General features: G+C 61.9%; 13 protein-coding genes and 2 pseudogenes. 7 read left to right on the top strand and 8 right to left on the bottom strand.

Going from position 1 to position 14,350, the window contains the following annotated elements:
- Positions 1–367: 367 nt before the first annotated feature.
- Together KBY93_RS15000 and KBY93_RS14995 are read right to left on the bottom strand one after the other, a co-directional pair.
- Complete coding sequence (locus KBY93_RS15000) at positions 368–2,260, bottom strand: APC family permease (RefSeq protein WP_255095233.1); 1,893 nt, start codon at positions 2,258–2,260, stop codon at positions 368–370.
- 56 nt (positions 2,261–2,316) lie between these two features.
- The gene (locus KBY93_RS14995; RefSeq protein WP_255095232.1) at positions 2,317–3,768 is read right to left on the bottom strand and encodes an ammonium transporter; all 1,452 of its coding nucleotides are present in this window, start codon (positions 3,766–3,768) and stop codon (positions 2,317–2,319) included.
- Between the two features lie 175 nt (positions 3,769–3,943).
- Between KBY93_RS14995 and KBY93_RS14990 the strand changes: the two are divergent.
- Positions 3,944–4,037: pseudogene (locus KBY93_RS14990) on the top strand (hypothetical protein); the annotation flags it as partial.
- A 61-nt stretch (positions 4,038–4,098) separates the two neighbouring features.
- Here KBY93_RS14990 and KBY93_RS16225 read toward each other — a convergent pair.
- Positions 4,099–4,287: a DUF1651 domain-containing protein gene (locus KBY93_RS16225; RefSeq protein WP_255095234.1), complete on the bottom strand. Its 189-nt coding sequence runs from the start codon at positions 4,285–4,287 to the stop codon at positions 4,099–4,101.
- Between the two features lie 165 nt (positions 4,288–4,452).
- On the opposite strand from KBY93_RS16225, the gene KBY93_RS14980 reads away from it, so the two are divergent.
- The 3 genes from KBY93_RS14980 (at position 4,453) to KBY93_RS14970 (ending at position 7,551) form a co-directional block, all read left to right on the top strand.
- Positions 4,453–4,788: a hypothetical protein gene (locus tag KBY93_RS14980; protein WP_255095231.1), complete on the top strand. Its 336-nt coding sequence runs from the start codon at positions 4,453–4,455 to the stop codon at positions 4,786–4,788.
- A 446-nt stretch (positions 4,789–5,234) separates the two neighbouring features.
- On the top strand, positions 5,235–6,662 hold the full coding sequence (locus tag KBY93_RS14975) for a DUF1254 domain-containing protein (protein WP_255095230.1): 1,428 nt from the start codon (positions 5,235–5,237) through the stop codon (positions 6,660–6,662).
- Between the two features lie 88 nt (positions 6,663–6,750).
- Positions 6,751–7,551 carry a hypothetical protein gene (locus KBY93_RS14970; RefSeq protein WP_255095229.1) on the top strand — a complete coding sequence of 267 codons (801 nt, stop codon included), beginning with the start codon at positions 6,751–6,753 and terminating at the stop codon, positions 7,549–7,551.
- 120 nt (positions 7,552–7,671) lie between these two features.
- Here KBY93_RS14970 and KBY93_RS14965 read toward each other — a convergent pair whose 3' ends face one another.
- Positions 7,672–7,881, bottom strand: coding sequence for a DUF1651 domain-containing protein (locus KBY93_RS14965; protein ID WP_255095228.1), 210 nt, complete (start codon positions 7,879–7,881; stop codon positions 7,672–7,674).
- Complete coding sequence (locus KBY93_RS14960; RefSeq protein ID WP_255095227.1) at positions 7,878–8,390, bottom strand: hypothetical protein; 513 nt, start codon at positions 8,388–8,390, stop codon at positions 7,878–7,880. The genes KBY93_RS14965 and KBY93_RS14960 overlap by 4 nt, the downstream gene beginning before the upstream one ends.
- A gap of 487 nt (positions 8,391–8,877) precedes the next feature.
- Between KBY93_RS14960 and KBY93_RS14955 the strand changes: the two genes are divergently transcribed.
- Complete coding sequence (locus KBY93_RS14955) at positions 8,878–9,300, top strand: hypothetical protein (RefSeq protein WP_255095226.1); 423 nt, start codon at positions 8,878–8,880, stop codon at positions 9,298–9,300.
- 182 nt (positions 9,301–9,482) lie between these two features.
- Here KBY93_RS14955 and KBY93_RS16220 read toward each other — a convergent pair whose 3' ends face one another.
- The 3 genes and pseudogenes from KBY93_RS16220 to KBY93_RS14945 form a co-directional block, all read right to left on the bottom strand.
- The gene (locus KBY93_RS16220) at positions 9,483–10,028 is read right to left on the bottom strand and encodes a hypothetical protein (protein ID WP_315856425.1); all 546 of its coding nucleotides are present in this window, start codon (positions 10,026–10,028) and stop codon (positions 9,483–9,485) included.
- A gap of 62 nt (positions 10,029–10,090) precedes the next feature.
- Positions 10,091–11,651, bottom strand: a pseudogene (locus KBY93_RS16325) (arylsulfatase).
- Between the two features lie 270 nt (positions 11,652–11,921).
- On the bottom strand, positions 11,922–13,448 hold the full coding sequence (locus KBY93_RS14945) for a recombinase family protein (protein ID WP_255095225.1): 1,527 nt from the start codon (positions 13,446–13,448) through the stop codon (positions 11,922–11,924).
- Positions 13,449–13,479: 31 nt separating this feature from the next.
- Between KBY93_RS14945 and KBY93_RS14940 the strand changes: the two genes are divergently transcribed.
- Positions 13,480–13,656 carry a hypothetical protein gene (locus tag KBY93_RS14940; protein ID WP_255095224.1) on the top strand — a complete coding sequence of 59 codons (177 nt, stop codon included), beginning with the start codon at positions 13,480–13,482 and terminating at the stop codon, positions 13,654–13,656.
- On the top strand, positions 13,653–14,165 hold the full coding sequence (locus KBY93_RS14935; protein ID WP_255095223.1) for a hypothetical protein: 513 nt from the start codon (positions 13,653–13,655) through the stop codon (positions 14,163–14,165). The genes KBY93_RS14940 and KBY93_RS14935 overlap by 4 nt, the downstream gene beginning before the upstream one ends.
- Positions 14,166–14,350 lie beyond the last annotated feature (185 nt).

The following is a 14,350-nucleotide window of genomic DNA, read 5'->3' as shown; positions in this document are numbered from 1 at the left end:
GCAATGGTCCATCTCCCAAGTGGGATGATTTGCCGGTCACCGCATAGCCAGATTTGTGGGCTCCGCAATAGCGCATCCCCTGCCGCTCCAAGACCGGTTTTGGCTGCCGCTCTTTTTCAGGAGTCCCAAGATAATCATCAAGACTGCCAGGCGCCTGCTCTTCAAACCACTCCCATTTTTAGGTAGTGGCGAGATCTTTCAAGGGAATTTCCTCGACAATGACATCATCAAGAGCGGAGTGCCAGTCTTGCAGATCTGACTCGAATTCGAACTCAATCGAGCAAGAAACTTTGTGAGTATATTTCACGAAGCAACAAAGCCACGGAGGGACTGATTAACTGTAGTTAGATTATGGCACCACGTCAACTCATAGATAGAAACCAACCGTGGTCACAACGCGTGTTCCCTCCCGGCGCAGGGCATTGCGCAAAAAGTAGGTGGACTGGTTGTGCAGCAGATTCTGCCATCGGTGCCGGGTCACGAACACCGGCAACACCACGGTGCAGAAGTGGTCCCCATCCTTGCGGTTATCACGCTCGAACTGGTGAATGAAGTCCTTGACAGGATCGATCAAGGAGCGATAAGGCGAAGCCAGGATCACCAGCTCCACTTCCGGCAGCTGGCGCTTCCATTGTTCCTGAAAAGCCTCGGCCCGGCCGTCGCCGAGGTCCACATGCACCGCCACCAGGGTGTCGGCGATTGTGCGGGCGTAGCGCAGGGCCTCAAAACTGCCACGGTGCAGGTGTCCCACCAGCACCACCACGGGCGAGCCACCCTCCCGAAGGGGTTCCGGCAGTTTCAGACGCACCTCCGCAGACAACCGCAAGCGGCGGGCCACCAGCCGGTAGTGGCTCTTGATCGTGAGCAGGAGCGCCACCAGCAGGGGCACCGCCACCACGATCACCCAGGCGCCGTGGCTGAATTTGCTGTAGAGCAGAACCGCGCATACCACCGCCGTGACCAGGCAGCCCAGCGCGTTGATCAGGGCCTTGCCCAACCAACCGGCACGCCGCTCCTTCCACCAGTGCATCACCATGCCCGCCTGGGAAAGGGTGAAGCTGGTGAACACCCCTACGGCGTAGAGGGGAATCAGACGGGTCACGCTCCCCTCGAACAACACCAGGAGCACCGTGGCGAATCCACTGAGCAGGGCGATGCCGTTGCTGAACACCAACCGGTCGCCCAGAGAGGCGAGCTGGCGGGGCATGTAGCCGTCCTGGGCCAGGAAAGCAGCCAGGCGGGGGAAATCGGCGTATGCGGTGTTGGCCGCGAGCAGCAGGATCAACAGCGTGCTGAGCTGCAGCACCGTGAGCAGCAGGCCGTTGTCGAACACCCGGGCCCCCAGCTGATACAGAAGCGTGGGGCCGTTTTCCACATACACAAGGCCCAACTGACTGGCCAGCACACTGATGCCGCTGAACATCACTGCCAGCACGATCACCATCCCAGTCAGCACACGGCGCGCATTGCGCCATTCCACAGGCCGAAAAACCATCACGCTGTCGCTGATGGCCTCGATGCCGGTGAGTGCGGCGCAACCGGAACTGAAGGCGCGCATCAGCAGCACCGGGCCCAGGGCCGCCAGCTCCCCGCCGTGAACCTCCGCCAGCTGACGGGTCTGGGCAGCGGCGTCGAGCGGTGGCAGCAGCCCAAGCCTGAGCTTCACCAGTCCCAGGACCACCAGGGTGACCACCATTCCCATGAACAGGAATGTGGGCAGGCTGAGCAGGCGTGCGCTGGAACGCACCCCGCGCAGATTCACCAGCATCAGCAAACCCACTGCCAGCAGGCTGAGCGGAATTCGCTCCTGGGCCAGGGCCGGCAAGTAGGAGGTGATGGCGGCAATACCGGCCGCCACACTCACCGAGACGGTGAGGACGTAGTCAATGGCCAGTGAGGCCCCGGCGATCAGGCCGGGCACCACCCCCAGATTGTCGTGGGACACCCTGTAGGAGCCCCCGCCTTGGGGATAGGCCTTGATGGTCTGGCGGTAGCTGATCGCCACCACGAGCATCAGCGCCACGATCAGCCCGGTTATCGGCACCGTTTCGCTGAGGGCGGCAGCACCCGCCAGGCTGAGCACCAACACGATCTCCTGGGTGGCATAGGCCACCGAGGAGAGGGCGTCGGAGCTGAGGATCGCCAGGGCTTCGCCATTGCTCAGCCTCTCCTCGGCGTGGGCGCTGGTGGGCAGGGGATCGCCAATCAGCAGTCGACGAAGACCTTGACGTGTTGTTCCCCACGCAGAGCCGTTGGTCAAGGTTGAAGCCGAAGCACTGGAACAATCAACCTAGACAAGGCCTTCGCCAGGCTTGATCAACTCATCATCGGATCGTAAGCCTCTTCGCCATGAGCGATGAAATCCAGACCCCGGTCTTCATCGACCGGAGAGACCCGCAGACTCATGAAGCGGCCAAGGATCAGCAGGATCAACGCCGTGCCCATACCCACGAAGCCGTAGGTGATGATCACCGCCTTGAACTGGGCCACGAACAGACCCCAGTTTCCCCCGGTTTTTAGAATCTCGGCAGAAAGCGGAAAGTAATCGGCCGGCACCAAGGCCGGTGCCGCCAGCAGACCGGTGAGCAGCGCCCCAACCGTGCCACCGACCCCATGAACCATGAAGGTGTCGAGGGCATCATCGAACACGATCGCCACCTTCACGCGGATGGCGATGAAGCAGGCGATGGCGGTGAGCGCCCCGATCAGCAGGGACGGTCCCATGTATACAAAGCCGGCGGCGGGAGTGATGCCCACAAGGCCGGCCACGGCGCCGGTGGCTGCACCCACAGCAGTGGGTTTGCCGTCTTTGAACCATTCGATCAAGCAGAAGGTGAGCAGACCCGCCGAGGCTGATGTGGTGGTGGTGAGGAACGAAAGACCAGCGGCAGAAGCTGCGAAATAGCTGGCCCCGTTGAAGCCGAACCAGCCGAACCAGAGCAGACCCGAGCCCAGCAGGATGTAGGGAACGTTGTGGGGCGGGCGCTTGTTGGCTGGCCAGTCGGTACGGGATCCAATGATCGCCGCCGACACCAAGGCGGCAACTCCTGAGGCTATATGAACCACCGTACCGCCCGCAAAATCAATTGCCCCAATAGCACCAAGGGGCCCCAGATAGCCACCACCCCAGACCATATGTGCCATTGGGGTGTAGATCAGCAAGCTCCAGAGCAGACAGAACCAGAACCAGGCCTTGAAGTTGATGCGCTCCACCAGAGCGCCACTGATCAGCGCAGGTGTAATTATGGCGAACATGCCTTGAAAGAGAACGAAGCTGGTGGCGCTGATCGAGAAACCATCGGCCAGCGGAGCATCACCCAGGGGGCCACCTACTCCGTTCAGCATGAAGAATTCGAGGCCACCGATGAATGGGCTCTTGAAGCCCGTTCCGAAGGACAGGCTGTAACCGATGACGACCCAGACGACCCCGATCAGCCCCATCATGAAGAAGCTCATCATCATCGTGTTGAGCACGTTCTTGGCTCTTGTGAAACCCCCGTAAAAGAACGCCAACCCCGGTGTCATCAACAGCACCAACGCCGAGCCCATCAACATCAGCAAGGTATCGGCCCCGTTGGTGGGCACCTTGCTCAGCGCGGCATGCGCGGATCCAGCCATCAGGGGCAGCAGGCCGGCCCCGGCCGCCAGCATCCAGACGGCCGAGCGCTGGAGTTGTGGTTGGCGGATACCGGCCAGGAAACGGCAGCGCAAACGATCGAACGTGGCGATCGCCGGCTGCCCTTCACGAAAGAGACGGAAGGATGTCATCAGGGATTGAACCCTTCAGCGAGAGCCTATTCACTTTCAGCAGATCCGACCAGTGCCGATGTAACCAAAAGCACAGCTGTCACAAACAGCTCCCTCTGAGGTGGTTTGGCTTTTCTGGAAGGCCCCATCGTTAACCTCTCAGGCGGGGCACCGCCACTCAAAGGGGCTCCCAGCCATGAGCAAACGCCGCACCCACAGTCCCGAGTTCAAGGCCAGGGTCGCCATGGAGGCGATCAGTGGCCGCAAGACGATCCAGGAGATCGCAGTCGCGAAAACGGTGCACCCGAAAGAGTTGAGACATTCGATTCAAGAGCTGGAAGGCGGCGGTGATCACAGCTGCGTAGGGCACGGCACCCACCCAGCCTTCACCTTTTCGCCCCAGAGCTTCAACGCTTTATCCCGGCTGATCTCCCGGCGGTTCTTGAGCAGCGGCACCGGCTCGCGGGGAAGCAGTTCGCCGCAAGTGATCTCCAACCGCTGGTAGGTGCGCTCCCAGCGGGTCGGGCGGAAGCGCAGCACCTGGCGGCAGTCGCTCAGCCAGCCCTCTCTAGGGAGGTGTGGTAGCGGTGACGAAGGTTTGCTGGAGAGCGCGCACTCCGGCTCAAGTCCATCCACTGCCAAGCGAATCACTTGGCCTTTCTGCTGGTAACTTTGTCGGATTGACACCCTCAGCGCAGGCCTTTCATGCACCCTGTCTTTAGCCAGACCATGCTGAGGTCAATGGCGATCTTCGTCCTGTTGCTGGGTGCGGGCAAGGTGGCAGATCTGCCTGCCAAGGCTCAGCTTCCGGCAACTCCAGATCAGAAGGCTGCCCTCAGGGCCGTCGCCAAGATGAGCGAAGGGCAACGTACCTACTTTCAGAGGAATGGAGCCTTTCGAGCCACGGTCTCGAACATCCAGCAGGATTTCGGCATCACCCTGCCCGCCAGCTTCGACTATGCCGTGCGCACCACAACCGAAGCCGCCTACAGCTACGTGATCCCGGCCCAGGGGGCCAAGCTGGGCCAGCTCAATGCCTAAGTGGGAGCTGCCTTTCTTACCCCCAAGCAAAACCCCAAGATCACCACGATCATCTGCATGAACCTTCAGCCGGGCCAGATCCGTCCAGCGGATCCCCAGCTTGTACTCGGAAATCTGGTCGCCAATCCCACAGGCCGCCTCGTGCAATGTGGCGATGGCTCGGTTGAAGTGAAGGCCTCGATAGTTAACGAATGAGTCCTGTCTCAGCCTGCAGCCAGGAAGAGCGTACTCAGGTTAAGGAGTCGTTGGTTTGACAACCATGATTTGGCTTTATCCGTATCTCTGCGCCGCCTTTTTGGCCAAACTATGGTGATCTTTCTGTCTAGACCTATGATGGTTCGAGCCGTTTTTCTTATTGGATGGGGCCACTGGCGATGAGACACTCGAACATTCGCGCCGCAAACGTCGCTTTCCAAGCGGGACTGATCTGCTTACTGCTCGCACCGGTGCCGGCGCTCGCCGCCTATGGGAAGAGCGATGACGCCGTAAGCCAGGCGGGTAAGCAGAACGTAACGGCCGGCGTCCCTGCGCACAGCATCGAGGAAACCAAGCGTATTGCCGAGCAGGCTTACATCTATGGCTTCCCGATGATCGCTGCCTATAAGGCGATGTATGAGTTCAACGTCGACAAGGGGTCGCCGCAGTTCAAGGCCGGCTTCAACCAGGTCTGGAACGACGCCAAGACCTTCACCCCCAAAGACACGGCCATTCCAACGCCCAACTCAGACACGCCCTATTCGATGATCCAGGCCGACCTGCGCGCCGAGCCGGTGGTGTTCTGCGTGCCCGAGGTCGAGAAGGGTCGCTACTTTTCGGTGCAACTGGCCGACCTGTATTCGTTCAACTACGGCTACGTCGGCAGCCGCACCACCGGCAACGGAGCGGGCTGCTATCTGGTCGCCGGCCCAGACTGGAAGGGTAACAAGCCCGAAGGCATCGCCAAGGTGTTCCGCTCGGAGACGCAGTTCAGCCTGCTGATCTTCCGCACCCAGCTCTTCAATGCCGCCGACATCGGCAATGTGAAGAAGGTGCAGGCCGGCATCCGCGCCGAGCCGCTGTCGGCCTTCCTGAAGCAGCCGGCGCCACCCGCTGCGCCGGTCATCGACTTCCCGCCTTTCGTCGGACAGGGACCGTTCCAGAGCGACTTCGCGGCCACGCTCGACTTCCTGCTGCAGTTTGCGCCCGTGGTACCGGAAGAGAAGGATCTGCGCGCCAGGTTCGCCAGCATCGGCATCGGCCCGGGCAAGACCTTCAACTTCAAGAACCTCTCGCCCGAACACAAGGCAGCAGTGGGTCTGGCTATGAAGCAGGCCTACGAGGCGATCCAGAAGCGGCGTGATCAGATCGGCAAAAACATCAACGGCTGGCTGGTCGGTTCATCCTTCGGCGACCGCGCCTTCTATAAGGGCGACTACGAGCTGCGCGCCGCCGCCGCGCTGGCCGGGATCTATGGCAATGACGCCGCAGAGGCCATGTATCCGTTTGCCAAGACCGACAACACCGGAGCCGTGCTGGACGGAAGCAAACATCGCTATACCTTGACGTTTGCCAAGGACCAGTTGCCGCCAGTGAATTCGTTCTGGTCGGTGACGATGTACGACGGCAAGACGCAGTTGCTGATCGACAACCCGATCAACCGCTACTTGATCAATTCGCCGATGCTGCCCGCAATGAAGCGGAACGCGGACGGATCGCTCACGCTGCTCATCCAGAAGGATTCGCCTGGCAAAGGGAAGGAAGCCAACTGGCTGCCCGCGCCTGATGGCCCGATCTACATGGTGATGCGCCTTTACTGGCCGAAGGCCACCCCTCCGTCGATCCTGCCCCCCGGCAAAGGCAGCTGGAAGCCGCCGGCGGTACTGCAGGCGCAATGATCGGATTCGTTCATCTCGGTCTCTGATAAGCGCTCATTGCCATTTGCTCTCTCGATTCACCTCAACCAAGCCATCGAACGTACCGGTCATGAAGTTCATTCATCACGTCTTGCCTGCCTTCTTCACCGCTGCCGCGCTGGTCGCTTCGGTGGGCGGGCACTCCAAGGCACAAGCCCAAGCCAAACCGGCAGCCGGACCGATCGTCAACCTGACGAATCCCTGCCCGATCAAGGCTGAGAACTGGCGCGGCAAGGCCTTCTACGAGATTTTGTTCATGTTCCGCCAGCCCAACGGCGGCGGGATCGGCAACTACTTCAACTCTCTGAGCAACGCCCTTCCCGCCCCCAACGACGCGATGGACGCGCGCTTCCGCGCTCTGAAGGCGAAGACCTTGAAGAAGGAGTTCGGGGGCGACGGGATCTTCTTCAATGGCCCGCGGCGTCTGGTGGCGAACACCATCACCGCGTCGGCCTGGGATGGCTGCAGGCAGAAAGTGATCGCCGGGATCCCCTTGAACCTGGACGGCACCTTCGTTGTCCCGAGTTTCGACACGTTCGTTTCCGGACCGCCGGTGGCCTACAAGCCGTTGGTCTCCAAGCGTGACAGTCGCATGATCTTCAATGCGGGCGAAACGGTGTATGAGCTGATCACTCCCGAGGGCGCCGTCTACACCATGTTCAGCCTGTCCCTGAAGGCCGACCCCAAGAACACCATCGAAAACCTGCCCACCCTGGGCAAGCGCTTGACCTTGCCGAAGGGATGGCAGTTCAGATCACGCAAACTGGATAAGGAGATGGTTCTGACGGCCGCCTCCGACTCCAACCCGCCCAACACCGTCGTTCTCGACCAGTTCGAAGGCAACTACCAATACAACGCGGGCGCCAAGTAGTGGCCTGAATGCACCACCGCAGGCGGCTGCAAGCCGCCAGCGGTGGTGCAGGCGCACGAATCCGATTCCTGAATCCATGTCATCCAAGGAATCGAAATGAGAGGCTCTGCTTGGCTGCTTTCAGCTCTCCTGACGCTGGCCAGTCCGGCTCAACTCCTGTCTCTTGTTTAGCAATGGAATCTCATGGCCGGGTAGCAGCTCGCTGCTGGTGATCTCCAGCCGTTGCACAAATCGCTTCCAGCGGGTCGGGCCAAAGCGCAGCACCTGGCGGCCGTCGCTCAGCCAACCCTCCTGCGGGGTCAGGGGGACACGCGGTGATGGCCGACTCATGCCTCTGTGAGTCGGGCCTCGATCAACCGGCAGCACTCCTGCACGTCGCTCGCGATCTCCACCCCTTCGGAGAGCGAGCAGAAGAAGTCGCGCCACAGCGCAGGCACAGCCAGCAGGACCAGCGGCCGGCCGCCGTTGAGCGCATGGGCGGCTTCTGAGGCCGTGCCGGGGCCGCCGCCCCCGCAGACCACCACCACATCGGCGCTGAGCACGTTGATCACATTGCGGGCCTTGCCCATGCCGGCGAAGAGGGCCAGATCAAGGTCCGCTGTCCTTTGTCTGTCGTCACCGTTCCCTTCATTGGGCAGCACCCCCACCACCAGGTGCCCCCCCACCCGCAACGCTCCCCGGCTGGCCGCTGCCATCACCCCCGCTGGGCGGCCACCGGTGAGCAGCACCCACCCTCTGGCGCTGATGCACTCCCCGAGCTGATCCGCCAGCCGCATGGCTTCCGCCGAAGCACCATTTCCCGCACCCATCACGCCCACACCCGGTCGCCTGTTGCTCATCTCAGCTCCGGGTACCAGCCAGGCTGGCCTTGATTGTCATCGCTCCAAGCTTTGCAGCGGTGCTGACCCCATAGCGGGTCAGCCTGTTGTTGGAGCCTCGGAGCAGGAACCTGCCGCCCCGGCTTGAGCGGTTAACCCGTCGGCCCTCGCTGATCTGGAATGGGGGCATCGGCCTGATCCTTGGGCTCTCGTTTCTGCGCTGGTTGCTGCAGCGTTGAACGTTCAGGACCGCGGCAGATCCTTCGTCCGCTGGTCAAACAGAATGTGCCGGGGGTTCTGCTCCACAGCCGTGCAATTCGCCCAACCCAGATCTGTGCATGTGGTCAGGCCTTTCCTACGGCCAGATTCCTGCAGTGGAGCCACTTGGGGCAACAGCACAAAGATCTCAATAAGTCGTTTCCTGAGTCTTAAGCTGAGAGTGCTCCTGGTTGGCGAGGTGCCGGGGCCGATCTAGTGTTCAGTATGAACGTTTTGTGATGTTGCCATCATGCGGCTGTCCTTTCCCATCACCCTGGCTCTCGGTTTCAGCCTTATGGCCGCTGGTTGCCAGCAGAACAGCCAGAAGACTGAGCTGAAGGTCGAGAAGAAGATCTGCACCCAGCTGGAGCGCGTCGGCCAGGCCCTTGAGATGGCGGACGCCCTCACCCCGCAGTCGACCGTGGGTGAGGCCCAGAAGGTGCGCAAAGAGCTACGGGATTCGATGAGGGCACTGGCAGCTTCTGAAACGAAACTCGAGAAGATTCGCTACGCCCAGTTCGAGCAGCAGGGCAAAGACTTCCGCGGTGAGATTCGGGCGATCAAGAAAGACAGCTCCATGACGCTTGAGCAGGCCGCCACCACCTTGAAGGAGAGGGCTCAGCCGCTGATCGCGGCCCACAAAGCACTCAAGAGTGGGGTCAACTGCCCATAAAAAACTTCCCCCCTCTCTCTCCCTAGGAGAAACCACCGATCGACTGGTTAGACTGATCGGCTGACTTGAATCTCAGAGAGAACGTGACCACGTTGGAGTCCCAGATCTCGATGCCTGAGGCGATCAGCTCGAGGGCCTTGAGAGGCCCTCGATGTGCTGGGATTGGGGAGAGGGGGATTAGCTCACTGACGGCCCATCGCGACGCGAAGGGCATCTTCCGGTGAGACCCGATGATCCGCCGTTTCGGCGGCATCAGCGATCGCAATTTGCACCCCCTTGACACGACCATTGAAGGCATTGCCGCGGGGGCCGTAGTCGGGAGAGACGGGGGCTCCGCTGTCCTCGCCGACGTCGCAACCATCATCAGCGGAGAACACCATCGCCAGGGTCATGGCAACGCTCCCTTCACCCACCTTCTGCCCATCCACATACAAACTCACCTGCCCGCCCTTACCCAAACCGCCGCCGGCGTAGGCAAACTCCATCCGCACCTGATGCTCACCAGTAGGGATCGAGCCGCTGCTCTCCACGAAGAAGTGCTTCACCCCACCGAGGTTGTAGCAGTACTTGAGTTTGCCATCTTTGGCGTAGAGACTCCAGCCGCCAATATTGGCGCCCTGGGCGATGATCACACCCTCGGCTCCGGCGAGAGGTACCTCAATCTCAGCTGTGACGGAGTGGCTCCTGTTCTTGATGCTGATCACGCAGTTCTCCGACAGACGCCCCATACCGCCAAACAGGATCTGGCTGTTGCCCCTGATCAGGACCGGCCGGCCAGCGGTATCCGGATTCAGTCGTGCACCAGATCATCGTCCATCGGTAAAACGTTGTAGCGCACGGCCTCGATCAGCCAGAGGCGCTGCAGTTCGTGGAGCTTCTCCGGGTACTGCTTGGATAGATCATTGGCCTGGGTCCAGTCACTGGTGGTGTCATAAAGCTCCCAGATGTCGTCATCGAATGCGGGAGTCTTCTCTCCGATCAGAATCCAGGGAGTCTTGTGGCGAGAAACAGCGGTCCAGCCCTTGTGATAGATGCCCCGGTTCCCAAACATCTCGAAATACTGCGTCTCCCGCCGTTCCGACGCCTTGACATCGTTGAAGGAATAGAGCATGCTCACCCCCGCGATCGGCTTCTGTTTCGCCCCATTCACCGAGATGGGTTCGGGTAGACCAGCGGCCTCGAGAATCGTCGGTGCCACGTCGATCACATGGTGAAACTGCGTGCGCTGTTCACCCTTGCCGTCGATTCCCTTCGGCCAGTGCACGATCGTGCCGTTGCGGGTACCTCCCCAGTGAGAGGCCACCTGCTTGGTCCACTGGTAGGGCGTGTTCATAGCATGGGCCCAGCCCACCGCGTAGTGGTTGTAAGACTCGGGCCCGCCCAATTTGTCGATCCGTGCGCTGAGGAACTCGGGCGTCTCCACAGCTGCCATGCCGTTGAAGTTCAGCATCTCGTTATAGGTGCCGTTCAGCGTGCCCTCGGCCGAGGCGCCGTTGTCGCCAATGATGTAATAAACGAGCGTGTCGTCAAGCACGCCGAGCTTTAAGTGAATCCAGCAGACGACCCACATGGTGGTCGGTGTACTCCATGAATCCGGCATACACCTCCATCTGGCGGCGCAGCACCGGCTTGAGGTCCTCCGGCATGGAATCCCAGGATGGGATCTCCTTGTGGCGGGCCGTCAGCTGGCTGTCGGCCGGGATTACACCGAGTTGCATCTGCCGCGCGAAAGTCTCCTCGCGCAGCTGGTCCCAGCCGGCATCGAACTGACCCTTGTACTTGTCGGCCCATTCCTTGGGCACGTGATGGGGCGCGTGGGTGGCACCCGGCGCGAAATACATGAAGAATGGCTTGTCGGGCGTGAGTGACTTCTGTTGCCCGGCCCACTTCATGGCCTTGTCGGTCATGTCGTCCATGAAGTGATACCCCTGTTCAGGGCTCGTCTTCGGCTCCACCGGTGTGGTGCCTTCGTACAAGGTGGGGTACCACTGATTCGCCTCGCCGCCGATGAAGCCGTAGAAGTATTCAAAGCCACCGCCGCCGGTGGGCCAGGCATCGAATGGGCCGACCGGGCTGCTCTCCCAGACCGGCACCTCATGGCACTTGCCGAATTGCGCCGTGGCGTAACCATTGAGCTTGAGAGTGCGGGCGAGTGGCGCGCAGGTGTTCGGCAGCACTGAGCAATAGCCAGGAGCGCCGCTGGCGATCTCGGTAATCCCCCCCATCCCAACAGTGTGGTGGTTGCGGCCGGTCAACAGCGCCTGCCGCGCCGGCGAGCAGAGGGCAGTGGTGTGAAAGCGGTTGTAGCGCAGGCCGCCGACACCAGGGCGGGAGTCGACGCTGCGGATCATGGCCAGGATCGATGCGCTGTATTTGGAGGATCCCTGCAGCGGCTGTCCGGCAATCATCCAGAAATCAAGGCAAACCGCACAGTGGAGAGTGTCCGAAGGTCTCAGCGAGGATTGTTGTGAGCAAAGCGCGCAAAATCTGCTCAGTATCGTTTCAGCGACGAGAGTGAGACTAGGTTGCTTGGATTAAGCCGTCTTGATCAGAGCTTCCTTAACGCAAGGCGAGTTGCTCCATGTGTCGAGGAACTTGATGGATCCCATCGCGGGGCACCTTCATGCCCCGGCCAGGGTGACGTTCACGATCTCCCCACCCCGGACTTCGATCCGCTCGATCGCAGCCATCACCTGCCGCCGTACCGCGGCACTGGTGTAGAGGTCAGGCCCGATGGTTGGCAGGAGATGCGCCAGCCGCTCAGCTGCTGCCTTGCGTCCTTGCTCCACTTCCACCGACTGCCGGACGGTGGCGGCAGAGGCAGCCAGTTTCGACTCCAGGGCCACCACGGCGGATCGCAGTTCGGGCAATCCGGTGGTGACGGCCAGTGCTCGGGTCTGCTCCAGCTGCGTCACCAGCGCCGGGTCAATCACCGTCTCCTTCAACGGAGCGCCGCCGACCATCAGCGCCGAAACCCGCTCGGCCTCCGCCACCAACAGCGGCATCAACTGATAAATCAGTTTCTTCTCGCCGATGCCGGGCTCCCAGCAGCGGTTCTGCATCGGGTTGGCGTTGCGGCAGCGGAAGGACCGATGCGGCGGCCGCCCGGGGGTTCTGGGCTGCCTTGAACCCTGCATCACCACGGCGCTGCCGCAGGTGCCGCAGACACAGAAGCGGGCAAAGCTCGGGAAGATCGCGCCATTGGAGCGGGCCTCGTTGGCAGTGGCGCGAGCACGGCCCTTGTTGCTGTTCTCAGCCAGCAGGTGGAGGACCTTCCTCGCGGTAGCCGGCTCGATCAGGGCCTCATGGCGATCACGGGCCAGCTCCCACTCGGGCCAGGGCATCCGGCGGGTCTTTGGTTTCTGGCCGAGTTCGGCCGGGAGCACCTTGCGGCGTCGCAAGGTGACATGGCCCTGCAATTCAGCGGCGCACAGTTCCAGCCAGTCGCCAGCACCGTCGGGACTGAATGCCATCGCCGCTGCATGCACCTTGGCCTCATGGATCGGCTTGAGCTCCTTGAGCCAGGCCCGCCAGCGCAGTAGGCCGGTGTACATGGTGCGGGCGTCCAGGTAGTCGCTGATCAGGTGACGGGCGGCATCAGCCACGGAGACGCTTCCGGCTAATGGTCTGTTGTCGAGCACGTAGCGCTTGGCCTCTCCCCGCCCTTCCAGCTGCAGGCCCAGTGGGGCGCGGCGGGCAACCGGAACACCAAGTGAGCGGACGTGCTCGTAGTGCCGCCGGACACGGGCGCCGATCCGGCGTGATTCGCACTCGGCGTCGTAGGCGGCGCGATCGCGGATCTCGGCCGCTTCCGGTGCATCGCTGTTCAGCCAGGGTTCAGAGAAGAACTTCCACTCCGTCCGGTGACGGGCGCAGGTAGCGAAGAAGGCCCGAGCCTCGAACAGGTCACGAGCCAGCCGATCGTTTCGATCAGCCCAGACGGTGCTCACCTCCCCGGCGCGGATCAACTCCTGCAGCCGCTGCCACTGAGGGCGGGCGGAGTTGCGTCCGGATTCGCGCTCGATGAGGATGTCGGGCTCAGCGACACCACAGCGGACGGCGGCACTGAACTGGCGCTCAAGGGAGGTGTCCTGATGCGCGTCGTCGGTGGAGACACGCAGATAGGCGAACGGACGGCGGCTGGGCATGGGTGAGCAGTGAGTACCACCCTAAGGCAGTGTGTCTACTCGTACGGATCATTGCTTTCGCCACCACGCCGGGGTGAACTGCATCCCGCTGCTCACCTGCCAGCTGCACCAGGGCCTGCTTGCCCAGGGCGAGTACCTCACTCACCGCTGTCAGGGTTGGACGGACGACATGACGCGCCAGCGGGGCTGGTGTCCGGAGGTGGCATGAGCAGCCGGCGACCGGTGGTGGGTGTGATGGGTGCGGGGGATGGCGCCTCCGCTGAGGCTGTGGTCATGGCCGAGGAGCTAGGCGAGTGCATCAGCGCAAGGGGTTGGGTGCTGCTCACCGGTGGCCGCCCGGCGGGGGTGATGGCAGCGGCCAGCCGCGGCGCGGCTCGGGTGGAGGGACACCTGGTGGTGGGGGTGCTGCCCGATGAAGGGAGCGGTGACCACAGGCAGAACACAGCAGACCTGGATCTGGCCCTGTTCACCGGCATGGGCAAGGCCCGCAACGTGATCAACGTGCTCAGCGCCGATGTGGTGGTGGTCTGCGGGGGCGGCGGCCCCGGCACTGCCTCGGAAGCCGCCCATGCGCTCAATGGCGGCCGGCCGCTGATTCTGCTGGCGGTGCCGCCGGTGTGGCACGACTTCTTCTGCTCGCTCGCCGCCGGGGTAGAGCGCGCGAGCGACGTGCAGGGGTGCTGCCGGTTGATCGAGGCCCTACTCACAAAGGCATGAGCCGGCCATCAACCCGTATCCCCTTGACCCCAAAGGAGGGTTGGTTGAGCGACGGGCGCTAGGAGTTTGTTGCCAATTGAGCAGCGAACCCCTGGCCACAGCGGATCGACCCCTGAGCTGAACAGCTGAGACTCCGTTCTTCTGCTGTCCGGGCCCCATCGATGGGCCTCAGTCAGCCGCTGCTA

It is taken from the genome of Synechococcus sp. J7-Johnson, from assembly GCF_024345795.1.
Classification (GTDB): Bacteria; Cyanobacteriota; Cyanobacteriia; order PCC-6307; family Cyanobiaceae; genus Regnicoccus_A.
Note: the sequence above shows the minus strand (reverse complement) of the source record. Positions and strands in the feature narration are given on the sequence as shown.